The organism is Pseudomonas veronii, from assembly GCF_002028325.1.
Lineage (GTDB): Bacteria > Pseudomonadota > Gammaproteobacteria > Pseudomonadales > Pseudomonadaceae > Aquipseudomonas > Aquipseudomonas veronii.
On the sequence record NZ_CP018420.1, the window covers coordinates 4,790,001 to 4,811,847 of the forward strand.

The window sequence follows — 21,847 nt, forward strand, 5'->3', positions numbered from 1 at the left end:
ACCCTCTACCATACTCTAGTCAGTCAGTTTTGAATGCAGTTCCCAGGTTGAGCCCGGGGATTTCACATCCAACTTAACTAACCACCTACGCGCGCTTTACGCCCAGTAATTCCGATTAACGCTTGCACCCTCTGTATTACCGCGGCTGCTGGCACAGAGTTAGCCGGTGCTTATTCTGTCGGTAACGTCAAAACAATCACGTATTAGGTAACTGCCCTTCCTCCCAACTTAAAGTGCTTTACAATCCGAAGACCTTCTTCACACACGCGGCATGGCTGGATCAGGCTTTCGCCCATTGTCCAATATTCCCCACTGCTGCCTCCCGTAGGAGTCTGGACCGTGTCTCAGTTCCAGTGTGACTGATCATCCTCTCAGACCAGTTACGGATCGTCGCCTTGGTGAGCCATTACCTCACCAACTAGCTAATCCGACCTAGGCTCATCTGATAGCGCAAGGCCCGAAGGTCCCCTGCTTTCTCCCGTAGGACGTATGCGGTATTAGCGTCCGTTTCCGAACGTTATCCCCCACTACCAGGCAGATTCCTAGGCATTACTCACCCGTCCGCCGCTCTCAAGAGAAGCAAGCTTCTCTCTACCGCTCGACTTGCATGTGTTAGGCCTGCCGCCAGCGTTCAATCTGAGCCATGATCAAACTCTTCAGTTCAAACATCTTTGGGTTTTTAAGAAACCCTAAACTTGGCTCAGCAATCGTTGGTTACATCTTTGATTTCTCGCGGAGTAACTTGTGATGCTGATAATCTTGTTGACTATCAGTCTGACTCCACAAGCACCCACACGAATTGCTTGATTCAGTTGTTAAAGAGCGGTTGGTTAAGATCTTTCGTCTCAACCGAGGAGCGCACTCTACAGCACACTCTTCGAAGTAGCAACCCTAAAAGTTTTTAATTTTATCAACAAAATCAATTACTTAAGCCAGACCAGCAGCGAACTGCTCGTTAGCGGGAGGCAAATAATACAGGATTAAATTACGTGGTCAACCCCCGCCTGAAAATTCTTTTCCCTACTCAGGCTCGGGAGTCTGAGTAGGGCAAGTAGCTGTCCAGCGGCGCGGCCCCAAACCTCAGCCTGGCTGATCGGCCGTCATGCGGCCCGCGCCCGACGCTGCTGCGCCGTAGAGTTCATGCGCCTTGTACCAGAGGTCGTACAGGTCGTCTGCCATGCGCTCTGCCGCTTGCGCTCGCGTCCCCGATGCAAGCAGTGTCATCAGGTGCTCGTCGCTGGGGTGTTTCATATTGAGTTCGGTGGTGAAGCGCCAGAGCAAGCCATTTTCGCTGACGCCATCGTTCTCCAACAACAGCGTCAACATTTCCAGTTGCCCGAAATCGCGAGGATGGGATTCGGCATCGCAGCAATAGCCACAATAGAAGCGATGATTGAGCTCGATGTAGACCGAGCCCGCCATAAAGCCCAGCTCGTAGTGAAGGCCGTAATAACGGTTATCCCTGGCCGCGCTGTAGTAACGGTCGATAACCGCCGCGGTGGGCGCTTCAGAGGGCTTGGGCAGCGCGGGGTATTTATCTTCGACGCACTTGGCAACGGCTTGCCAGAGTTCCAGTTGCAGGTCTTTGAGCGTCTCGGTGAAGGCTCTCTGCAGGTCCTTGACCACGAGCAGGTTGTTGTCCTGGCGTAACGTCTGCTTGAGCGCGTCCATGTAGGCGTGTCCTTGGTTCTGGAAAGTCAGTTTTGCGATGAGGTCGATGTACTGCAGCAGGCTTTCTCGCACGCCCGCTTCGCGGATCACCCAAGGTTGGCATTGCGCAAGCCAGGGCAGGATGTCGGCGGCGTAGCTGATACGTTGGTAGTCGATCCCCAGGCAACTGCGCGTGTCGGCGTCGCGCCCGTCCAGGGTGAGGTACAACGGCGGGAACGTCTGGTAGCCCTCGCCCTGGAGCGCTTCCAGGTAACGGTGCAACTGGGCGTCCTGGTCCTCGGCGTTGAGCTTGTTCTCAATGATGATCGCCTGGCGCTTGCCGTTGCGGATCAGGATGTCGACATTGCGGTACTCGACATCCACCGTGACAGCGCGACAATCGAAGCCTTCTATATTCAACGCCGCGAGCCACAGCTCCAGCAGTTTCCCGCCCGCGGCGTGGGCGCCCTTGGGGTTAAGCAAAAAAGCCAGATAGCGAGAGTGCAGGCGGACCTCGTCCGAAGCGCTGCGCAACAGCGTGAACAGATTGAAGGGTTCAGGGCGATGAAGCGTGGCCCTGAGTGAGGCGGCGCGAGTGATCAATAGGTGCAAGGCTCATCTCCTTGTGCTTGCGATGCCTGAGGATGAGGCATTGTGCCACTATTTTATGACACCGCACCGTCAAAATCGGGCCCATTGTTTTTAGCTGATATCATTCGAGAATTGACCAGGTGGGTGAGACCAACATGAACCGTCGTAAAAAGATCAATCAGCTATTAAAGGCCAACGCGAAAAAGGCCAGTGCCAAATTGGCGCCGAAAACCAAGGACAAGTACATCAGCAAGGCTGACCGATTGAAACTCGAAGTAGAGTCCAGTCAGGACACAAACTAGACCGGCTTACACCCGGCGGCCTATTCAGCTCAGGCGGAAACGTGCGGTGTTGTCACTCAGCGCACGACTGCCCTTGCTCAACGTATCCGCTGCCTGATTCACCGCCCGCGCGCCATCGAGCAAGCGCCCCGCCGCCTGGTCCACTTGCTGGATATTGCCGCTCACCTCGTCCGCCGTCGTCGCTTGTTCTTCCACCGCCGCCGCGATGTGCGCCAGGGTGTCGGTGACGTTCTGCACGGCTCCAGCGATCTCGCCCAGCCGCGCGCCCAGCCCGGTAACGGATTCGGCATCGGTCAGCGCCTGGGCACAGGCGACGCTCATCAGTGTGACGGCCTGGCTGACCGTGGCGCGCAGGCTGTCGACGGTGCCGGCGATTTGCGCGGTGGAGGCCTGGGTGCGTTGCGACAGGCTGCGCACTTCATCGGCGACCACGGCAAACCCCCTGCCCTGTTCGCCGGCTCGCGCGGCTTCGATGGCGGCGTTGAGTGCCAACAGGTTGGTTTGCTCGGCGATACCTCGAATGGTGTCGACCACCGACTGAATCTGCTGGCCCTGTTGGCTCACTTGCTCCAGGGCGTTGGCGGTGTCGGTCAGGCGCTGGTTGAGTTGCTGGATGCTCGCCGTGGTGCGCTGGCTGTCGCGGCTGCTGTCTTCAGCGATGCGGCGGGTGTGTTGGGCACTGCCGGAGGCTTGCTCACAACTTTTGGCGACGCCCATGGAGGTGGCGGCCAATTGCGTCGCCGCCGCAGCGATCTGGCTGATCTGGTGTTGCTGGTCTTCGACGTCGCTGAGGGTACTGCCCGACTGCGAATTGAGCGTAAGCACCGCCGACCCGAGTTGCTGAGTCTCGTGATTGACCCCCAGCAGGCTGGTACGCAGTTGCACCACCGCCACGTTGAGCGCCGCGCTGATCGCCGCCAGCTCATCGCGACCGTCCACAGCCACTTCCACACACAGGTTGCCGTCGCGCAACGACTCAGCCAGCGTGGTGATACCGCTGGCACTGCGGCGGATCGACGCTTGCAGGCACATGAACAGGTACAGCGCCGCCAGGGCCAGCAGGCTGAAAACAGCCGCTACGGGGATGAATTGCTGCAAGGAGCGGTCGTGGTAATGGGTCAGGCGCGCATCCAGCGAGCCGAGAGACTGCTTGCGCAACGCGCCCAGGCTGCCGAGCATGGTGTCGACACTGCGCTCGAAACTGGCAGGGTCAAGCTTGATGGTGCCGCCAAACACGCCGTCGTCGAGCACTTTGAGCTCGCTGTCCAGTTGTTGCAGGCTGTTGTCGTACTGCGCGGTCCAGGGTTCCAGGCCGGCGTATGGCTTGGCCTTGAGCGATGCCGCAGCCTTGACCAACTGGTCCCGCGCATCGCCGATACGGCCGCGCAGGTCGCGCATCTGCAAGCGGCTTTGCAAGGTGAACTGGCCCGAGGCGATGGACGACTGACCGATACTGGCCATGCGCCCGATACGCTCGATCAGGTCCGGCGTGTGCTGGCTGGAAATCTGCATCAGCAGGTAAGTCTCCAACCAGGGGTCGAGGATCAGGCCGGCGTCGAGGGTGATCTGTTCACGCAGGGTTTGCATGGCGCTCAGCGCTGAGGTGAAGCGGTCGTAGCCGTCTGGCCACCAGCCGACGGTGCGCAGGGATTGCACATCCATCCCCTTGACCGCTGCCTGCAACGTATCGAAGCGGGCCAGGGTATCGGCGCTCGCGCCCTGTTTCTTGAGCGCGTCGCCCAGGGCTTGCAGGCTTTGCAGGATGAGCGGGTTGTTCGCATCCACCTGGTCCATCGCCGCCTTGGCTGCGGGAGTCGGTTCACGCAGCAGGTCCAGCGCTTTCCAGCGCGACGCCAGGTTGCGTTGGGCCGTTAATTGGCCATCTAGCGCGTCCAGGGTCAGCAGTTGAGAAACGCCGGACTTTTCGCTGGAAATCACCGCGAGTTTGTCGCGATAGTCCAGCCCGATCATCCAGAGGCTCCCGGCCAAGGGCAGCATGAACAGAATGAACAGAATCTGGAATTTGCGTGCGAAGCCGAAACGTCCGAGCAGGCGGATACCGGGTGACAAAAGACTGTGCATGGCCGACTACTCCCTAAAACCACCCACACGCGGCAACGATGGGTGACGCCTTGAAATGACTAACGGCAAAGTGCCATGTCATTGATTGGGAAGGCTCAAGCAAGATACGGGCCGCAGAGAGCGCCCCCCTGAACAGGCGGTGCGACACCCGAAAAATCGTGTGCCGTGCGCGAAGATGGGGCGAAAGCACTCAGCGCCGGGAACGACCGCGTAGCGAGTGGGTTCGATCAACCCGCTGCGGTCACGCCAGCAACGCGGTGATCCACTGCACTTGCCGGGCGACCTCTTGCACCTTGGCCGGCGGTAACGCCTGGCGGGCCTGTTCGAAACCGGCCAGGGTTTTCTGCTTTTGCCGCAGCAGGCGTTGCCACTTGGCCAGGAAGTCCGGGCTGCGGGCCTGCAGGTGCAGCGGGCCGAAGTACAACTCCTCGGCACTGTACACCCGCGGTTCGGCGCGCTCGGCGACGATGATCTCGTAGTAGAAGCGGTTTTCCCGCAACAACTCTTCGACCAGGATGCGGTAACCGTTGTCCATCAGCCATTGGCGCAACGGTTGTTCACCGCCGTTGGGTTGCAGGATCAGGCGCTCCTGGCCGGTGAGGCAGGCCTTGCCGCTGTCGAGGATGTCGCGGATGGTCTCGCCGCCCATGCCGCAGACGCTGATCGCACTGATCGCGTCGCCGGGTTCGATGGCTGCCAGGCCATCGGCCAGGCGCACGCTGACATGTCGCTCCAGGCCATTTTCACGCACGGTGCGTTCGGCGGCCTGGAATGGCGTCGCGGCCACCTCCCCCGCCACCGCCGCCGCGATCAGGCCGCGGCGCAGCAACGCCACCGGCAGGTAGCCATGGTCGGAGCCGATATCCGCCAACCGCGCCCCGGCCGGCACATGCGCCGCCACGCGTTCCAGGCGCATGGACAATGTGTGTTCGTTCAACTGGGGCCCCTTCTTCACCACGAGTGTCAGTGCGAGGGCTATTGACGCACAAACTCCACCACCCGCTCCAGCATTCGATCACAGGCATCCAGTTGTTGCAGGCTGATGAATTCATCCGCCTTGTGCCCCTGCTCCATGCTGCCCGGCCCGCACACCACGGTGGGAATCCCCGCCTGATCGAACAACCCGCCTTCGCTGCCGAAGGCGACGGTACCGAAGTCCCGCGAACCGCAAAACTGCGCGACCCACTCAGCGGCCTGGCTTTGCGACGAAGTCGCCAACCCCGGATAGCTGGACAACTCACTGAAACCGATCGCGCACTGCGCACTCACCGCCTGCATCGCCGGCAGCAGGGTGTGCTCGGCATACAACCGTAACTGGTGCGCCACCTGCCACGGGTCCTGGGCCGGCAGCGAGCGTACTTCGAAATCGAAGCTGCACTGCTGCGGCACGATATTCAGCGCCTTGCCGCCGCTCATCACCCCGGTTTGCACCGTGGAAAACGGCGGATCGAACGCCGCGTTCAGGTGTTGCGGCGCCTTGAGTTCTTCACCGAGCCGCACCAGCTCCCGGATCAAGCAGGCCGCGTATTCGATGGCGTTGACGCCCGACGGCGCATAGGCCGAATGACACGCCGCGCCATGCACATCGCAACGCATGGCCAATTTGCCTTTGTGCCCCAGCACCGGCTTGAGCTCGGTGGGCTCGCCGATCACGCACAACAGCGGCTTGACCGGCTGCGCGCAAAACCGTTCGATCAATGAACGCACGCCCAGGCACCCCACCTCCTCGTCATAGGACAGCGCGATATGCACCGGCATGCGCAACGACGCCCGCACCAGCGCCGGCACACAGGCCAACACACAGGCGATATAGCCCTTCATGTCGGCGGTGCCACGCCCGTACAACTTGCCGTCTTGTTCGGTGAGGTCGAATGGCGCCACGCTCCAGCGCTGGCCGTCCACCGGCACCCCATCGGTATGCCCGGACAACACGATGCCGGGCACATCCGCCGGGCCGATGGTCGCCAGCAGGTTGGCCTTGTTCTTGTGTTCGTTGAACACCAGTTCACAGGCGACGCCGTGGCCCTGCAAATAAGTACGCACGAAGTCGATCAACGCGAGGTTGGATTCGCGGCTGGTGGTGTCGAAACGCACCAGTTGCGCCAGCAGGTCACGGCTGTGGCTCATCGGTCATCTCCCGGCACCGCATAGCCCGGCGCGATGTGCGGGTGCAGGGCGCGGTCGAGGTAGTCTTGCAGTTGCCCGCGATAGGCCTGCCACAACTGATCGAGGGCGCCGATCGGCTCGGCATCGGCCCAGTCCACGCGCAGATTGACGATGGGCCAGAGCAGATCGTCGACCACCACCAGGGCCGCCGAATGCACCGGCCCCGCTTCGCCGCCGAGGGCCTGGCCTGCGTGCATCGCGGCGAGCAGCCGGTCAGCCAGATGCCCCGAGGCGTTTTCGAACGCGCCGACCATCGCGGCAATCACACCGGGATTGGCCAGCATGTTCCCGGCCGCAACACATTGCTCGCCGCTCTGCGCGGCATGCAGGCCGAGGGTCTGCGCGCCGCTGAAGTGCGCGGTGCGGCCCAGCCTATCGATCACCGTCACCTGCCGATAGTCGCGATGGTCCTGCCCGGCGAACACTGCCGCCACGGCTTCACTCGGCGTCATGCCCTGCTCCAGCAGGTCGAGAATCTGCGGGCCCAGGCTCGGCAAAGTGATGTTCTGCGACGCCACCGCGCCCACACCGGGGCGCAGCCACGGGCAACGCGCGCCCACGGCGATGCTCGACGAACTGATGGCGATCCCCAACTGGCCCGTCTCGGCACAGCGGGCAACAACGGAAAAGGTCATAGCGCTTCCTCAGTCGAGCACCGACGCATCGGCATCGATCATCATTTGCTTCATTTCTTCAAAATGCTGGCGCGAGAAATCGGTGATGCCTTCCCAGCCCCGCGCGGTTTTTTCCGCCACTTCATCGGACAACACGCGCAGCGGCTGCCCGGTGGACCACGCCGTGACGAGGATCTGGCAGGCGCGCTCCAGGGTCCAGATATCGTCGAACGCTTCATCGATGGACGAAGCGGTCACCATCACGCCATGGTTGCCCATCAACAGGCGGCTCTTGCCGTCGAGCAGGCCGACCAGGCGCGCGCCTTCGGCTTCGGTATCGGCCATGCCGCCGTAGAGTTCGTCCACCGCCACGCGGTTGAAATAGCGCGCGGTGTTCTGGTCGATCGCCGGGATGTGCGGCTTGGCCAGGCACGCCACCGCCGTGGTGTAGACCGGGTGCAGGTGCAGCACGGCGCGGGTGTGCGGCAGCAGTTGGTGGATCTGCCCGTGGATCGACCAGGCGGTGGCGTCCACGTTCGGGTGGTCGGCACAGTTGGGGTCATCGGCGTTCAATAGCAGCAGGTCGCTGGCGCGAATGCGCGAGAAGTGCTTCCACTTCGGGTTGAGCAAAAACTGTTTGCCATCGGCCGACACGGCAGCGCTGAAGTGGTTGGCCACCGCTTCGTGCATACCCAGGTGGGCGACGATGCGAAAGGTCGCTGCCAGGTCGATGCGCGTCTGTTCTTCGAGGGATAACGCCATGGATCGGTCTCCGCAGGGCGCGACCGCAAGACAGCGGCCGCGCAATAGGCTTACTTGGGCATCAGCGCCGCAAGGTCGGCATCGGTGGGGGCCTCGAAGTTGTACTTCTTGAGCAAGGCCGCGTATTCCGGCGTGGCGCGGTACTTCTCCAGGCCGTCGAGCAAGGCTTTTTTCACCGTGTCGTTGCCCTTCTTCACGCCGAAGCCGTTCAGCACCGGGTAGATCAAGGCGTCGGAGGAAATCACCACGCGGCTGCCCAGCTTGTCGATCACGCCACGGGCCACGGCCGCGTCGGTGATCTGCGCTTCGACCGCATGGGCCAGCAACGCCTGGGTGGTTTGCGGGTCGGTGCTGTACTCGCTGATCTGGATCGGCTTCAAGCCCTTGGCCACGCAGTACTCGGCCGACAGTTTGTTCATCTGCGCGAGCCAGGACGTAGCGCCCATGGAACCGATCTTGTGGCCGCAGAACTCCTCGGGGGTCTTGGGTTGGAAGGTGCTGTCCTTGAGGGTCAGGATCGACTCACCGCTTTTCAGGTAGGGGATCATGTCGATGACCTTGACCCGCTCGGCGGTGATGTACATCGACGAGTTGGTCACATCGAAACGCCCGGCCTGCAGGCCGGTGATCAGGTTGGGGAAACGCGTGTCGAGGGTCTCGACCTTGCGCCCCATGACCTTGCCCAGGCCGTCCATGAACTCGATATCGAAGCCCGCTGGCTTGTTGTTATCCATGTACTCATAGGGGAAGAACGTCACATCGGAACCGGCGATGATCTTGCCGTCCTGCTGGAACGCCGAAGCCGCCAACGAGGTCATCGCAACCGCTGCGCCCAGCAGGCACACGGCAAGGGGACGAACACTTTTACGAAACGCTGTCATGGTCAATACCTGCAAGGGGTTGGGAGGTTAGGCAGTGGCAGAATCTTGTCCGGCCTGTTGCACGAAGAAAGACGCGCCACGGGGTTTCTGCGGCAAGCGCAGTTGGTTGTCCGTGGAACGTATCAAGCCACTTTCTTCACCGGCCACCAGCAGGCCGGCATGTGCGCTGGGCAGAGGGTTTTCGCCGAATGGCAGCGCGTCTTCAGCGGCGTAGACGCTGATGAACAGGGTGCGCGGCAGTTCGGTCTCGTTAGGGCTGGAGGCATGCAAAAGCCGGGTGTGCATGAAGCACACGGAACCGGCCGGGCCGTAGCAGGCGACCGGTTGCCGACAGTGTTGCGCGACCACGGCATCGTCCACCGCGCCGGTGAAACGCTGGTTCTGCCAGTGCGACCACAGCGGGCCTTTATGGCTGCCGGGGATCACATTCAGCGGGCCGTTTTGCGGGGTCACTTCGCTGACCATCAGCAAGGCGGTGATGATGTCGTCGTTGCTGTGGGGCGTGAATAAAAAGTCCTGGTGCCACTTCACCTGGGTCGCGGTGCGGGGCAGCTTCGAGTTGATCTTGCTGTGGTGAAAGCGCGTGCCACTGGCGCCGATCAACTGCGCGGAAATCGCCGCCATGCGTGAATGCAACGCCACGCGCTCATACACCGGGGAAATCTCGGTGGGCGAACTGACCCGCCGCAGCGACGGGTGATCGGCGCGATGGTCGCCCTCCAGATCGAAGCGTGCGCGGCCATCCACGGTGGTGCCCCAGCCCTGGTCATGGCGGCGACTTTCCTCTACCCATTGGTCGAAGTCGTGCTGCAACGCGGCCACTTCGTCCATCGACAACACGCCTTCCACCACCAGGTAGCCGTCGCGCTGGAACTGCTCGATTTGATGTTGCTCGATCATTTTGTTTTTCCTGAACGTTAGAGGGTCACGCCAGCGAGACGTCCTTGAGGAACGCCTCCACGCGTGGGTTCTGGCCGCTGCGCAATACCGCAGGCGTGTCGTCGCAGACCACACGCCCCTTCTCCATGAACACGATCCGATCGGAGACCTTGAACGCGAAATTCATCTCGTGGGTGACGATCACCATGGTGATGCCCTCCTCGGCCAAGGCTTCGATGACTTGCAGCACTTCGTTGACTTTCTCCGGGTCGAGCGCCGAGGTGGGCTCGTCGAACAGCATGATCTGCGGGCGCATCATCAACGCGCGGGCGATCGCCACGCGTTGCTGCTGGCCGCCGGAGAGTTGGTGCGGGTACTTCCAGGCGTGGTCGAGCATGCCAACCTTGTGCAGCAGCGCGTAGGCCTGTTGCTTGAGCGCGTCGGTACGCCCCAGGCCGTGGTATTTCGGCGCCATCAGCAGGTTGTCGAGCACGCTCAAATGCGGGAACAGGTTGAAGCTCTGGAACACCATGCCGATGTTCAGGCGATGCTCGGCGTGTTCGACGTACTGCGGTTTCTGCGCGCCGGTTTTGTTCAGGTGGATGAACGGCTGGCCGTTGATCTTGATCTCGCCGTTGTCCAGTTGCTCCAGGCCGTTGAGCAGGCGAATCAAGGTGGTTTTGCCCGACCCCGACGGCCCGATCACCGACACCACTTCACCGGGCTGGACCTGCAGGTTGACCGAGCCCAGCACCTCAATGTCGTTGTAGGCCTTGTGCAGCCGCGTGGCTTGCAGCGCCGGGGCCCCGGTGGTTGCCGGGCGTTGCAGCGCAACCCGTTGTTGCGTGGCCAGCGCCAGCACCGCCGCATCGGGAACCCGCGACACATTGCGTTGGTTGACGTCGAGAAAGCGCTCCAGGCGTTTGAGCAGGAAGTCGAACACGGTGACGATAAACACGTAGAAAAACGCCACCGCCGCCATGGTTTCGATCACCAGGAAGTTCTGCGAATACAGGCGCTGGCCGACCATCAGGATTTCCGTCAGCGAGATCACCGACACCAGCGAGGTGAGCTTGACGATGGAGATGTATTCGTTGGCCAGGGACGGCAGCGCCACCCGCACAGCCTGGGGGATCACCACGCGCCATTGGGTGCCGAAAAACTTCAAGCCCAACGCCCGCGCTGCCTCGCCCTGGCCTTTGGGGATCGAGAGCAGACCGCCGCGATGGATCTCGGCCACATACGCCGTTTCGCAGATCACCAGGGCCAACAGGCCGGACCAGAACGGGTCGGCCAGAATCGCCGACGTGCCGGGCAGCGCTTGCGGCAGGTTGTAGATAAAGATCAACAGCACCAACAACGGCAGGCTGCGGAACAGCCAGATATAGCCACGCGCAGGAACGCTGAGCAGCCCATGTCTGGATTGCTTGGCCAGCGCCAGCAGAAAGCCCAGACCGATACTCAAGACCCAGGTCAGGGTGCTGAGCTTGATCACCGTCCACGTTGCGCGCCAGAACTCGGCGTCACCCAGCAGACCCAACATATAATTCCAGTCGAATGTCATCGTCGCGCTGCCCTGCCCCAAAAAAGAAGTTGATCTGCGTCAATGAATTCAGAGTCGTGGGGACGGGCCCTTGGGGTCAATTCGTAAAACCCGGTCCACTGGGTAGGCAGAACCTACGCAGCCCGCCGCCGCCCTCGAAACCACCAAAAATCAATGTGAGAGGGGGCTTGCCCCCGATAGCGGCGCATCAGCAACACATCAGCAAGCTGACCCACTGCAATCGGGGGCAAGCCCCCTCCCACATTGGATAGGCTGTAGGCCCTGACCGAAAGGGTGCGCGCCTGAACTCACCGCGCCGAACACGCCACCTTTTGGTGCAAATTCAGCTCACACTGCTGAGCGAGCGCACCGCATGCGGGTCAAAAAAGCTCGGCGGGGCCATGCCGGGGATGTACTGGTCGGACACAAACATGCGGCAGCGCTCGGCAAACGCCGACACCACACGCGACAGCTGGGTGTTGCTCGCCGTGGCGTAGCCCAGCTTCATCGGCCGGTGCGCGCCCGCCAGGCGCAGGCGGATCACGCGTTTGCCGTCCTGGGACAGGTTCGATTTGGGCCGCGCATTCGCGAAGGAATAACCGATCCCGTTGCCGACCATGGCGCGCACCGTTTCGAGGTTGGTGGAGCGCATGATGATGTTCGGCGTGGTGCCTGCCTGCATAAACAGGCTGAGGAAATAGTCGCGGCTCCAGGGCGTGTCGAGCAGCACCACCGGGTACGCCTCCAGGTCCTGCATGCTGACTGCCGACAGACTCGCCAGCGGGTGGTACTCGCCGACCATCACATACGGCGGCAGGTGCGCCAGGGGTTGGAAATCGATGTCGGGGCTGGTCACCAGGTCGTAGGTCAGGGCGATGTCCAGCTCGCCGCTGCGCAGTTTTTCCAGCAATTCCTCGTGGTTGCCTTCGGCCTGGGTCAGGCGCACGCCGGGAAACGCACGACCGAAACCAAACACCAGCTCGGGGGTGATCATCGGCGCCAGCGACTCCAGGCAACCCACGCGCAGCGGCCCGCGCACGGTGTTCAACGACTCCGAGGCGATGGTGTAGAGGTTGCTCACCTGCTCCAGGATCTGCTTGGCTTCTTGCATCACCAGGCGCCCCACGGCCGTCAGCGAAATGCCCTGGGCGTGATGCCGGATAAACAGCTGGATGCCCAGCTCGGCCTCCATGTGAGTGATCGCCGCCGAGATCGACGGCGACGAAACATGGATGCGTTCAGCCGCGGCACTGATGCTGCCGGCCTCGCCCGACGCGACGAAATATTCCAGTTGGCGCTGAGTGATACGACTGAGCATCAGGCCTGTACCTCGGTAATGACTGTATGCCCAGCGCGTTGCAGGGTTCATGCCGGGATAGGCGCGGGCCCTGCGCAGGGCGATGACCTGCACGGGCTTCGGTTTTTCCTAAGCACTACCCCGCACAAATGCTGGTTTCGTCCGGCGACCGGCGATGTGAAGCTGATTGCATCCCGCTGCCGACGAGTCGCTCGCCATGCCCACCCATACCCGTATCCGCATGTTCAATACCAAACAGACCTATCCCAACCAGGCGCTGGACAACGACCTGTGCCAGGCCGTGCGCGCCGGCAACACCATCTATGTGCGCGGCCAGATCGGCACCGATTTCGACGGCAACCTGGTCGGCCTCGGCGACCCGCGTGCCCAGGCCGAACAGGCCATGAAAAACGTCAAGCAACTGCTTGAGGAGGCGGGTTCCGACCTGTCCCATATCGTCAAGACCACCACCTATCTGATCGACCCGCGCTACCGCGAGCCGGTGTACCAGGAGGTCGGCAAATGGCTCAAGGGCGTGTTCCCGATTTCCACCGGGCTGGTGATTTCCGGCCTCGGTCAACCGGAGTGGTTGATGGAGATCGATGTGATCGCCGTGGTGCCGGACGACTGGAGCGTATGAAGGCGGCCGACGCCCACCTCGTGCTGCACCTCGCCGAATAAGCCGGAGAACCTCATGCCCCACACCGTGTACTTCCTCAATGGCCCCAACGCCAACCTCTATGGGCTGGGCAAGGACGGCACCTACGGCAGTGCCAGCTTCGCCAGCATCGAAGCGCGTTGCCAGGGCCACGCCGCGAAGTTGGACCTGACCCTGGACTTTCGCCAGAGCAACCATGAAGGCGTGCTGGTGGACTGGATTCAAGAGGCCCGCCTGAACGCCGACGCCATCGTGATCAACGCCGCCGGGCTGAGCTACAGCTCGGTGCCGATCCTCGATGCGCTGCTGGCGTTCGACGGCCCGATCATCGAAGCGCACATGAGCAATATCTGGAAGCGCGAAAGCTTCCGGCATCACTCCTACGTGTCCAAAGCCGCCACCGGCGTGGTCGCCGGGCTGGGCGCGCTGGGTTACCAACTGGCACTCACGGCGGTGGCCGAACTGCTCACAGAGCCGCCGCAGTGAACGGTATCACCCACGCGTCCACATTGGCGGTCCACCGCGACCGCGCCCGTTCTTTTCAGACAGACTTCTTACTATTCAGGCCCTTCCTATGTCAGTAGAAACCATCAACACCCTGGTAGTCGGCGCTGGCCAGGCCGGCGTCGCCATGAGCGAACACCTGTCCCTGATGGGCGTGCCGCATATCGTGCTGGAGCGCAGCCGCATCGCCGAGCGCTGGCGTTCGGAGCGCTGGGACTCGCTGGTCGCCAACGGCCCGGCCTGGCACGACCGCTTCCCCGGCCTGAAATTCGACGGCATCTCCCCCGAAGCCTTCCCGCCCAAGGAGCGCATGGCCGACTACTTCCAAGCCTATGTCGAAATGCTCAACGCCCCGGTGCGTACCGGCGTCGAAGTGCAGCAAGTGGAGCGCCATGTCGGGCGCCCCGGCTTCAAGGTGACCACCTCGGCGGGCGTGATCGAGGCCGCTAACGTGGTGGCCGCCACCGGCCCGTTCCAACGCCCCTCGATCCCGGACATCGTCCCCGCCACCGCGCCGCTGCATCAGTTGCATTCCTGCGCCTACAAGAACCCCGGCCAACTGCCCGAAGGCGCCGTGCTGGTGGTCGGCGCCGGGGCCTCCGGCGCGCAAATCGCCGAAGAACTGCAAAAGGCCGGCAAAACCGTGTACCTCTCGGTCGGCGAACACTACCGCCCTCCCCGCGCCTACCGCGGCCGCGACTACTGCTGGTGGCTCGGCGCCCTGGGCCTGTGGGACGAAGTCAAAATCCAGCCGAAGAAAAAACACGTGGCCTTTGCCGTCAGCGGCTACGAAGGCGGCAAGACCGTCGACTTCCGCCGCCTCGCGCATCAAGGGATCAACCTGGTGGGCGTCACCGAACAGTGGAACGCAGGCGTCATGACCTTCGCCCCAGGCCTGGCCGCCAACGTGGCGCAGGGCGATCGGGCGTACTTCGACGTACTGCGCGACGCCGATGCGTACATCGAGGCAAACGGCTTGCCGTTCCCCGAAGAACCGCAAGCCTGGGAACTGCTGCCCGACCCGCAATGCCTGCTGAACCCGACCCTCAGCCTGGACCTGGCCGAAGCCGGCGTGACCACGATTCTATGGGCCACCGGCTTCAAGTTCGACTTCAGTTGGTTGAAGGTGGATGCGTTCGACGAGAACGGCGAACCGTTCCACAAACGCGGGATTTCGGCACAGAGCGGGATCTACTTCCTGGGCCTGCCAAACCTGGTAAACCGGGCGTCGTCGTTTATCTATGGGGTTTGGCATGATGCGAAGTACGTGGCGGATCACATCGTGTTGCAGAACGAGTACATGGCGTATGGCAAGGCTTAGCGCCTTGTTCCCAGCGACATTTCAACGCTCGAACCGTTACAATCGCCGCTTTGGACATTCGCCAAGGAGGCAACCATGAGCGTTCGTGGTCAAGATCGACAGATCGACAATATCGAGTTCAATGTCAGCGACATTGCCCGCAGCAAAGCCTTCTACGGCAACGCCTTCGGCTGGACGTTCGTCGACTACGGCCCGACCTATACCGAGTTCAGCGATGGCCGGCTGACCGGTGGTTTCACCACCGGGGAGCCGGTTCGACCGGGCGGCCCTTTAATCATCTTGTATTCGGACAATCTGGCAGACACGCAACAGCGGCTCAAGGCTCTGGGCGCGGTGATCTCCCGCGAAATTTTTGCGTTCCCCGGTGGAAGCAGGTTCCACTTCATTGATCCCGACGGCTATGAACTGGCCGTGTGGACCGCGCAACCGTAGATCCAGTTGGAATACCAGCGGCTTCGACACTTTATGTTTGCCGACCTTGAGTTCAATGGCGCCCGCGACCAAAAGACAATTGCGCGCGCAAAGTATATTGGCCTCAATCAATGGGAAATCTGGCTGGAAGGTGTCAAGACCGGTGAAGTTGTCAGTCAACGCCCACACTGATCCGCGATAAAGGGGGCACACTTATTCGCCAGTTAAATGGCGGCAATAAATTGTCCTGTTCACTTTGTCGCACCCCCTCTGTTACGGCTCCAGCCCCCGCCATATCGGCCGATAACTTGATTAACCGCAAGCCCAACGCATGCGCCCCTCACTGGATCGAGCCCGCCGCCATGAACCCACTCAACCTTCTAAAAAAAGCCCGGGCCGATCGACAAGGCACCGCCACCCTCACCTGCACCGCCAATGAACTGGAGTCCTCATTGGCCAACCTGCGCATCGCGCCCGTGCTGATCACCGGTTTCATCTCTCCGCACCTGGACATCGACCAGATTGCCGCCAAGCTCAAGCGTCGCTTTCCCCACACCAGCATCAGCCTGTGTACCACCGCTGGCGAGTTGTGCAACGCGGCGAATTCGCTGTATTGCACCACCGGCGAGCGCTGGGACCGGATTGTCCTGCAGTTGTTCGACGACAGTCTGATCGCCTCGGCCGAGGTGGTGATGGTGCCGCTGGAGTGTGAGGACATCCGCAGCGGCGGCAAGCGCATGGGGATGAAGGAGCGGATTGCCAAGCTGACGAGCAATATCAAGCGGGTACAGGCACACACGCCGATCGACCATCGCGACACCCTGGCCTATGTGGTGTTCGATGGGCTGTCCGCGTCGGAGTCGTTTTTCATGGAGGCGCTGTATGAGTCGGGGCGCTTCCCCTGCCTGTTTGTCGGCGGTTCGGCCGGGGGTAAGTTGGATTTCCAGAAAACCCTGATCCATGACGGCCAGCGCAGTTATCAGAACCACGCACAGATCGTGTTCCTGAAAACCGCCGCGAATGTACGTTTTGGCGTATTTAAAAGCCAGAATTTCAAACCGGCTGACTTGACCTTCAGCGTGCTGACCGCCTCCGAAGAGGACCGCACGATTGACCAGGTGATCGACAGCGCGGGCAATATCAAGAGCATGGTGCAGGCGCTGTGTGACGCGTTCAGTTGCGCGCCCCAGGCGCTGGAAGCGAAGTTGGCGGATTTCTCGTTCGCCATCCGCGTGGGCAATGAATTGTTCGTGCGCTCCATCGCACGGATCGACTATGAACAGCAGATCGTCCAGCTGTATTGCGACGTGGCCCCCGGCGAGGAGCTGGTGATGGTGCGGCGCACGCCGTTGCGTGAGGCCACCCGCACGGACTACGCGCAGTTCCTGCGCGGCAAGGGCGGCCAGCCGGTGGCGGGCATTCTCAATGACTGCATTTTGCGCAGGCTGAACAACCCCAGCGAATTGGGCAGCATGGCCGGGACGTTTGGCGATGTGCCGCTGGCGGGGCTGTCGACCTTCGGTGAAATCCTTGGCCTGAACCTGAACCAGACCCTGACCGCGATTTTCTTCTTTCGAGTGGCCAAGGGCGCCAGCTACAGCGACGAATACCTGGACAACTTCATTGCGCACTACGGCGAGTTCAAAGCCTTCTTCCTACGCCGCCAGGTAAATAAACTGGCCGGATTGAACCATGTGGTGGTCAAGCAGATTGCCGCGTTCAAAAACAATGACTTCAGCGGCGCCCTGAATACCCGCGGGCTGGACAGCAATATCCTGCCGGTGTTCGAGGGCCTGGCAGACCTCGGCCAGGTGCTGGCCCAGGCCGAACGTCAACAGGCGGAAATCGCCTCGCAGATCAAGCATTACTCCGGCGAACTGCACGCCTCGATGGACGAACTGGTGGGCACCATCGACCAGCAGAACAGCGTGTCTGCAAAGGCCGGGGCGACGGTCGAGGGCTTGTCCAGCCAGGCGGATGATGCCGTGGTCGGCGCGCGGACCCTGGCCGGTTCGAGTTTGCGTATCCAGTCGATTGTGCAGGTGATTCAGCAAATCGCCGGCCAGACCAACCTGCTGGCGCTCAACGCCGCCATCGAAGCCGCGCGCGCAGGCGACCTGGGCCGCGGTTTTGCGGTAGTGGCGGATGAGGTGCGCAAGCTGGCGGAAATCACCCGCAAGAATGCGGCGGAAATCGGTGTGGATATCGACCTGCTGTCCGGCGAAATCCAGCGTGTTGCCCAGCAGATTGAAGACCAGTCCAGCGGCGTCGGCGCCTTGCGCGAAATGCTCGATGCGCTGGAGGCGTCAAGCCGCGCCACCGAGGGGACCGCGCAACGGACCAAGACGATTGCGGATACGCTGACTGGGCTTACGCATGCGTAGGTCCCCACGGGGTCGACGTCGGATGTTCGAGTAGCGAGAACAGCGTGTTCAGCCAGAGGGCGCGCGTGTTGGGCCGCTCGCGAGTATCTGGCTGGGCCGCCTTTCAGGCTATGATGCGGCGCTCACATCAAGGACGATAGAAACCGTGAAAACCGCCCTCACCGCTCTGCTCCTGATCTGCCTGACCACGCCCGCGCTCGCGGTCGACAACGCCATCGGCTTCCAAACCGCTACGCTGGCCGATGCTCACCATGAGCGTCCGCTGGAGATGGTCGTCTGGTACCCCGCCGCCACCACCGCAACCGCCGAACCGATCGCCGACAGCGTGGCTTTTATCGGCGCCCTTGCGGTGCCCAACGCGCCGCCGGCGAGCGGCGAGCATCCGCTGGTTGTGCTCTCCCACGGTTACGGCGGTAATTGGGGCAATCAGGCGTGGCTGGCCAGTGCATTGGCGCACCGGGGTTACATCGTCGCAGCGGTCAATCACCCGGGCACCACCACCAGGGATCGCAGCCCGCAAGCCGCCGCGCAGTTATGGCAACGGCCCAAAGACGTGAGCCGGGCCATCGATGCGGTGCTGGCGCAGCCGAAGCAATTTGGCGCGGTCGCCAAAAACCGGATCGCTGCGGCGGGCCATTCCCTCGGTGGCTGGACCGTGATGGAACTCGCCGGGGCGCGGTTCGACCCCGACCTTTTCGCCCAGGACTGCGACGCACACCCGAAGTTGGGCGGTTGCATCGTCTACCACCAGATCAACCCCGCCAACACGCCAGCCGCAAAGGCCCAACTGGCCGCGGACCTGCGCGACAAGCGCGTCAGCGCCGTGGTGTCATTGGACCTGGGCCTGTCACGCGGTATGACCGACGCCAGTCTGGCCGCATTGTCAGTGCCGACGCTGGTGATCGCGGGAGCGGTGCCCTCGGAGGATATGCCCGTCGAGTTGGAGTCCGCCGACTTGGCCAGGCGCCTGCCAACAGCCTCGACGCGCTACGTAGCGATCAGCGACGCGACCCACTTCAGCTTTATGTCGATCTGCAAGCCCGGCGCGGTGGTATTGATTGAGGAAGATTCGCCAGGCGATGGCGTGATCTGCCGGGACGGCGACGGCGCGCGGCCACGGCAGGTGATCCAGCAGCAGGTCGTCGCGCTGATCACACAGTTTCTGCAGCCGACACCGCGCAATTAAAACAAAGGGTGGCTCAAGACAAAACGCATCGGGGCAGCACGTGTGCGGGCATTCTCAGCACCCGCTCAACGCCACCTGCGGCCGCTCGCCGGCAAAGAAGAACGGGCGCAACCGCACGCCGACGCTGTTGCCGATGAACGCCGCCACCAGCCACACCCAGCCATGCAGGCTGCCGGAGGCGATGCCGCTGAAGTACGCGCCGATGTTGCAACCGTAGGCCAGGCGCGAGCCGTAACCGAGCAGCAGGCCACCGATCACCGCCGCCATCAGCGAGCGCGCAGGAATGTTCAGGTTGGGGGCGAAACGCCCGGCCAGGCCGGCGGCCAGGAGCGCACCGAGGACGATGCCGATGTCCATCACGCTGGTGATGTCTTCCCACACCGGCGCGGCCAGGGCCTTGGCGTTGCCCGGCATTTGCCAGAACGCCCAACTGCCCACCTCCACACCCAGGCCACTCGCCACCTTGGCGCCCCACAGCGCGAACGCCGAGGTGATGCCCCACGGTCGCCCGGCCAGGGCCAGGGTTGCGTAATTGAGCAGGGCCAGGCCAATCGCGCCCCACACCAAGGGCCAGGGGCCACGCAGGAAGCGGCGCAAGCCTTGATGCTCGCTGGTCACGCCGGCTTCCAGTTGACCATGACGGGCCTTTTCCAGGCGCACGCTGACGGCTGCGATAAGGCCGAACACTGCCAGGTTCAGAAGCAGCGCCGGCATGACGCCGACACTTTTGACGATGGACGTCGCCGGGAACGCCGGCAGTGCAAACCACCAGCCCACATGGTGCGTGGCGATCAACGAACCACAGATAAAGAAGAACAGCGTCACCAACATGCGCGCATTACCGCCGCCCACGGTGAACAGGGTGCCCGACGCACAGCCGCCGCCCAACTGCATGCCGATGCCGAAAATAAATGCGCCGAACACCACCGATACCCCGGCCGGCGCTACCAGCCCGACCACCGGCTGGCCGAACAACGTGCCCGCCCCCAGCGCCGGGAAGAACAGCAATACCGCTATCGCCAGCATCACCATTTGCGCACGCAAACCGGCGCCGCGCCGGTCATTGATAAACACGCGCCAGGCCGAGGTGAAACCGAAGGCGGCGTGGTACAGGGTCAAGCCCAGCGCCGCGCCGACGACCAGCAACAGCACCTGGCGCATGCCGACAAGGTTGTGCAGGAACACGGCGCCCAGCACCAGGAGCACAAAGGCCACCAGGGGCGCGACAGGCTTGCGCGCAGAGGTTGTGGAAAGAGAGGTGCTCATGAGGTATCTCAATTCATTTGAAGGGGGTTGATGACCAGACCGTCGAGTATAAACCGAGAGGGTCTGTCTCTCGGCGGAAGATTGCATAGGGGGGCGGGGTATGCCATGCTCCGCGCCTCGTAGGTAGGGGGGGTATATTTTGAGCCATATAGCGGCCAATAAAGACAGTCTGATCAAGCGCGTCAAGCGCATTGCCGGTCAGATTCAAGCGGTGGAAAGAGCGTTGGAATCGGACAGCGATTGCGCCAAGACCCTGCACCTGGTCGCCGCCACACGCGGCGCCATCAACGGCTTGATGGAAGAAATCATCGAAGAACATGCCCGGGCGCATGTGGCGGACCCATCCCTCAGCGAGGAAGAACGCAACCAGGGCGTCGAAGAGTTGCTTGAAGCCATTCGGCGGTACTCCAAATGAGCCTTGATCATACCCACGAGCATGTCTTCCTCGGCTCGGCCCACGAAGAAAACGCCAAGCGCACCTTATGGGTGGTGATGTTGACGGTGGTGATGATGGTCGCGGAAATCGCCGCCGGCGCCCTCACCGGTTCGATGGCCCTGCTGGCCGACGGTTTTCATATGGCCACCCACGCGGGTGCGTTGGGCATCGCCGCCGCGGCCTACGCCTATGCCCGACGCCATGCGTCGAGCCCGCGTTTCAGCTTCGGCACCGGCAAGGTCGGTGATCTGGGCGGCTTTGCCTCGGCGCTGATCCTGGCGCTGGTGTCCCTGGGCATCGGCATCGAGTCGGTCATGCGCCTGTTGCAACCGACCGACGTGCAGTTCGGCACCGCGACGCTGATTGCCGTGGTGGGGCTGGTGGTCAATATCGTCAGTGCGCTGTTGCTCGGCCACGGTCATAGCCACGGGCATGACCACGAACACGAACATGCCCACGGCCACCATGGCCACGATAACAACCTGAGATCCGCCTATGTGCATGTGCTCGCCGATGCACTGACCTCGGTGCTGGCAATCGCTGCGCTGCTGGCGGGGCGGTACCTGGGTTGGGTCTGGCTCGACCCGTTGATGGGTATCGTCGGCGCCATCGTGATCGCACGCTGGGCCTGGAGCTTGATGGGCGTGACTGCCGGCGTACTACTCGATCAGACCCATGAGCATGTTGCTGCGGAGATCCGGGAGCTGGTGGAACAACCGGGCGACGCGACGATTACCGACTTGCATGTCTGGCAGGTAGGGCCTGGTGTGCATGCGGCAATCGTGAGCGTTGTCGGCCGCTCCACAGCGGATGCCGACAGCATTCGCGAGCGCCTCAAACCGGTGCATGAAGTGAGTCATCTCACCGTCGAGTTTCGCACGCTCGATGTGGCGTAGCGCGACGCCGGGTGACTC

General features: G+C 62.2%; 20 protein-coding genes and 1 rRNA gene (1 of these 21 running past the window's edge). 9 read left to right on the plus strand and 12 right to left on the minus strand.

What is annotated here, in order from left to right; all coding sequences use genetic code 11:
* Both PverR02_RS21820 and PverR02_RS21830 read right to left on the minus strand, forming a co-directional pair.
* Positions 1-663: ribosomal RNA gene (locus PverR02_RS21820) — 16S ribosomal RNA — on the minus strand; it reaches 874 nt to the left of the window's first position.
* A gap of 417 nt (positions 664-1,080) precedes the next feature.
* Positions 1,081-2,262: a PDDEXK-like family protein gene (locus tag PverR02_RS21830; protein ID WP_079444398.1), complete on the minus strand. Its 1,182-nt coding sequence runs from the start codon at positions 2,260-2,262 to the stop codon at positions 1,081-1,083.
* Positions 2,263-2,396: 134 nt separating this feature from the next.
* Between PverR02_RS21830 and PverR02_RS21835 the strand changes: the two genes are divergently transcribed.
* Positions 2,397-2,543, plus strand: coding sequence for a DUF2986 domain-containing protein (locus PverR02_RS21835; RefSeq protein ID WP_017849362.1), 147 nt, complete (start codon positions 2,397-2,399; stop codon positions 2,541-2,543).
* 24 nt (positions 2,544-2,567) lie between these two features.
* Here PverR02_RS21835 and PverR02_RS21840 read toward each other — a convergent pair whose 3' ends face one another.
* The 9 genes from PverR02_RS21840 to PverR02_RS21880 all read right to left on the minus strand — a co-directional run bounded on the left by PverR02_RS21840 (position 2,568) and on the right by PverR02_RS21880 (position 12,788).
* The gene (locus PverR02_RS21840; RefSeq protein ID WP_079444399.1) at positions 2,568-4,625 is read right to left on the minus strand and encodes a methyl-accepting chemotaxis protein; all 2,058 of its coding nucleotides are present in this window, start codon (positions 4,623-4,625) and stop codon (positions 2,568-2,570) included.
* A 241-nt stretch (positions 4,626-4,866) separates the two neighbouring features.
* Positions 4,867-5,562, minus strand: coding sequence for a tRNA (adenine(22)-N(1))-methyltransferase (locus PverR02_RS21845; protein WP_026140332.1), 696 nt, complete (start codon positions 5,560-5,562; stop codon positions 4,867-4,869).
* A 38-nt stretch (positions 5,563-5,600) separates the two neighbouring features.
* Positions 5,601-6,752: an acetylornithine deacetylase gene (gene argE, locus PverR02_RS21850; protein WP_017849365.1), complete on the minus strand. Its 1,152-nt coding sequence runs from the start codon at positions 6,750-6,752 to the stop codon at positions 5,601-5,603.
* On the minus strand, positions 6,749-7,426 hold the full coding sequence (locus PverR02_RS21855) for a DUF1028 domain-containing protein (protein ID WP_017849366.1): 678 nt from the start codon (positions 7,424-7,426) through the stop codon (positions 6,749-6,751). The genes argE and PverR02_RS21855 overlap by 4 nt, the downstream gene beginning before the upstream one ends.
* A 9-nt stretch (positions 7,427-7,435) precedes the next feature.
* Positions 7,436-8,167 carry a class II aldolase and adducin N-terminal domain-containing protein gene (locus tag PverR02_RS21860; RefSeq protein ID WP_079444400.1) on the minus strand — a complete coding sequence of 244 codons (732 nt, stop codon included), beginning with the start codon at positions 8,165-8,167 and terminating at the stop codon, positions 7,436-7,438.
* A gap of 50 nt (positions 8,168-8,217) precedes the next feature.
* Complete coding sequence (locus tag PverR02_RS21865; protein ID WP_079444401.1) at positions 8,218-9,048, minus strand: ABC transporter substrate-binding protein; 831 nt, start codon at positions 9,046-9,048, stop codon at positions 8,218-8,220.
* A gap of 27 nt (positions 9,049-9,075) precedes the next feature.
* A complete protein-coding gene (locus tag PverR02_RS21870; RefSeq protein WP_017849369.1) occupies positions 9,076-9,948 on the minus strand; it encodes a phytanoyl-CoA dioxygenase family protein in 873 nt (290 codons plus the stop codon).
* A 25-nt stretch (positions 9,949-9,973) separates the two neighbouring features.
* Positions 9,974-11,491 (minus strand): amino acid ABC transporter permease/ATP-binding protein, encoded by a 1,518-nt coding sequence (locus PverR02_RS21875; RefSeq protein ID WP_046382612.1) that lies wholly within the window; start codon positions 11,489-11,491, stop codon positions 9,974-9,976.
* Between the two features lie 322 nt (positions 11,492-11,813).
* A complete protein-coding gene (locus tag PverR02_RS21880; protein ID WP_017849371.1) occupies positions 11,814-12,788 on the minus strand; it encodes a LysR family transcriptional regulator in 975 nt (324 codons plus the stop codon).
* Between the two features lie 196 nt (positions 12,789-12,984).
* On the opposite strand from PverR02_RS21880, the gene PverR02_RS21885 reads away from it, so the two are divergent.
* The 6 genes from PverR02_RS21885 (at position 12,985) to PverR02_RS21910 (ending at position 19,231) form a co-directional block, all read left to right on the plus strand.
* Positions 12,985-13,407, plus strand: a complete 423-nt coding sequence (locus tag PverR02_RS21885) for a RidA family protein (RefSeq protein WP_017849372.1) — start codon at positions 12,985-12,987, stop codon at positions 13,405-13,407.
* Between the two features lie 54 nt (positions 13,408-13,461).
* The gene (locus PverR02_RS21890; protein ID WP_079444402.1) at positions 13,462-13,911 is read left to right on the plus strand and encodes a type II 3-dehydroquinate dehydratase; all 450 of its coding nucleotides are present in this window, start codon (positions 13,462-13,464) and stop codon (positions 13,909-13,911) included.
* 88 nt (positions 13,912-13,999) lie between these two features.
* Positions 14,000-15,250 (plus strand): flavin-containing monooxygenase, encoded by a 1,251-nt coding sequence (locus tag PverR02_RS21895; RefSeq protein WP_046382610.1) that lies wholly within the window; start codon positions 14,000-14,002, stop codon positions 15,248-15,250.
* A 75-nt stretch (positions 15,251-15,325) separates the two neighbouring features.
* A complete protein-coding gene (locus PverR02_RS21900; protein ID WP_079444403.1) occupies positions 15,326-15,682 on the plus strand; it encodes a VOC family protein in 357 nt (118 codons plus the stop codon).
* Positions 15,683-16,023: 341 nt separating this feature from the next.
* Positions 16,024-18,045, plus strand: coding sequence for an FIST N-terminal domain-containing protein (locus PverR02_RS21905; protein ID WP_079444404.1), 2,022 nt, complete (start codon positions 16,024-16,026; stop codon positions 18,043-18,045).
* Positions 18,046-18,190: 145 nt separating this feature from the next.
* A complete protein-coding gene (locus tag PverR02_RS21910; protein ID WP_079444405.1) occupies positions 18,191-19,231 on the plus strand; it encodes an alpha/beta hydrolase family protein in 1,041 nt (346 codons plus the stop codon).
* Positions 19,232-19,285: 54 nt separating this feature from the next.
* Here the strand turns inward: PverR02_RS21910 and PverR02_RS21915 are convergent, their stop codons facing one another.
* Complete coding sequence (locus PverR02_RS21915) at positions 19,286-20,497, minus strand: YeeE/YedE family protein (RefSeq protein ID WP_046486823.1); 1,212 nt, start codon at positions 20,495-20,497, stop codon at positions 19,286-19,288.
* Between the two features lie 139 nt (positions 20,498-20,636).
* Here PverR02_RS21915 and PverR02_RS21920 point away from each other — a divergent pair, with 139 nt between their 5' ends.
* Together PverR02_RS21920 and dmeF are read left to right on the plus strand one after the other, a co-directional pair.
* Positions 20,637-20,912, plus strand: a complete 276-nt coding sequence (locus PverR02_RS21920) for a metal/formaldehyde-sensitive transcriptional repressor (protein ID WP_017849380.1) — start codon at positions 20,637-20,639, stop codon at positions 20,910-20,912.
* A complete protein-coding gene (gene dmeF / locus PverR02_RS21925) occupies positions 20,909-21,829 on the plus strand; it encodes a CDF family Co(II)/Ni(II) efflux transporter DmeF (protein ID WP_017849381.1) in 921 nt (306 codons plus the stop codon). The genes PverR02_RS21920 and dmeF overlap by 4 nt, the downstream gene beginning before the upstream one ends.
* Positions 21,830-21,847: the final 18 nt, after the last annotated feature.

Coding starts and splice junctions, on each gene's coding strand:
- PverR02_RS21900 (WP_079444403.1), top strand. CDS start 15,326: ATGAGCGTTCGTGGTCAAGATCGACAGATCGACAATATCGAGTTCAAT.
- PverR02_RS21915 (WP_046486823.1), bottom strand. CDS start 20,497: ATGAGCACCTCTCTTTCCACAACCTCTGCGCGCAAGCCTGTCGCGCCC.
- PverR02_RS21875 (WP_046382612.1), bottom strand. CDS start 11,491: ATGACATTCGACTGGAATTATATGTTGGGTCTGCTGGGTGACGCCGAG.
- PverR02_RS21855 (WP_017849366.1), bottom strand. CDS start 7,426: ATGACCTTTTCCGTTGTTGCCCGCTGTGCCGAGACGGGCCAGTTGGGG.
- PverR02_RS21895 (WP_046382610.1), top strand. CDS start 14,000: ATGTCAGTAGAAACCATCAACACCCTGGTAGTCGGCGCTGGCCAGGCC.
- PverR02_RS21890 (WP_079444402.1), top strand. CDS start 13,462: ATGCCCCACACCGTGTACTTCCTCAATGGCCCCAACGCCAACCTCTAT.
- PverR02_RS21905 (WP_079444404.1), top strand. CDS start 16,024: ATGAACCCACTCAACCTTCTAAAAAAAGCCCGGGCCGATCGACAAGGC.
- PverR02_RS21860 (WP_079444400.1), bottom strand. CDS start 8,167: ATGGCGTTATCCCTCGAAGAACAGACGCGCATCGACCTGGCAGCGACC.
- PverR02_RS21880 (WP_017849371.1), bottom strand. CDS start 12,788: ATGCTCAGTCGTATCACTCAGCGCCAACTGGAATATTTCGTCGCGTCG.
- PverR02_RS21865 (WP_079444401.1), bottom strand. CDS start 9,048: ATGACAGCGTTTCGTAAAAGTGTTCGTCCCCTTGCCGTGTGCCTGCTG.
- PverR02_RS21835 (WP_017849362.1), top strand. CDS start 2,397: ATGAACCGTCGTAAAAAGATCAATCAGCTATTAAAGGCCAACGCGAAA.
- argE (WP_017849365.1), bottom strand. CDS start 6,752: ATGAGCCACAGCCGTGACCTGCTGGCGCAACTGGTGCGTTTCGACACC.
- PverR02_RS21885 (WP_017849372.1), top strand. CDS start 12,985: ATGCCCACCCATACCCGTATCCGCATGTTCAATACCAAACAGACCTAT.
- PverR02_RS21870 (WP_017849369.1), bottom strand. CDS start 9,948: ATGATCGAGCAACATCAAATCGAGCAGTTCCAGCGCGACGGCTACCTG.
- PverR02_RS21840 (WP_079444399.1), bottom strand. CDS start 4,625: ATGCACAGTCTTTTGTCACCCGGTATCCGCCTGCTCGGACGTTTCGGC.
- dmeF (WP_017849381.1), top strand. CDS start 20,909: ATGAGCCTTGATCATACCCACGAGCATGTCTTCCTCGGCTCGGCCCAC.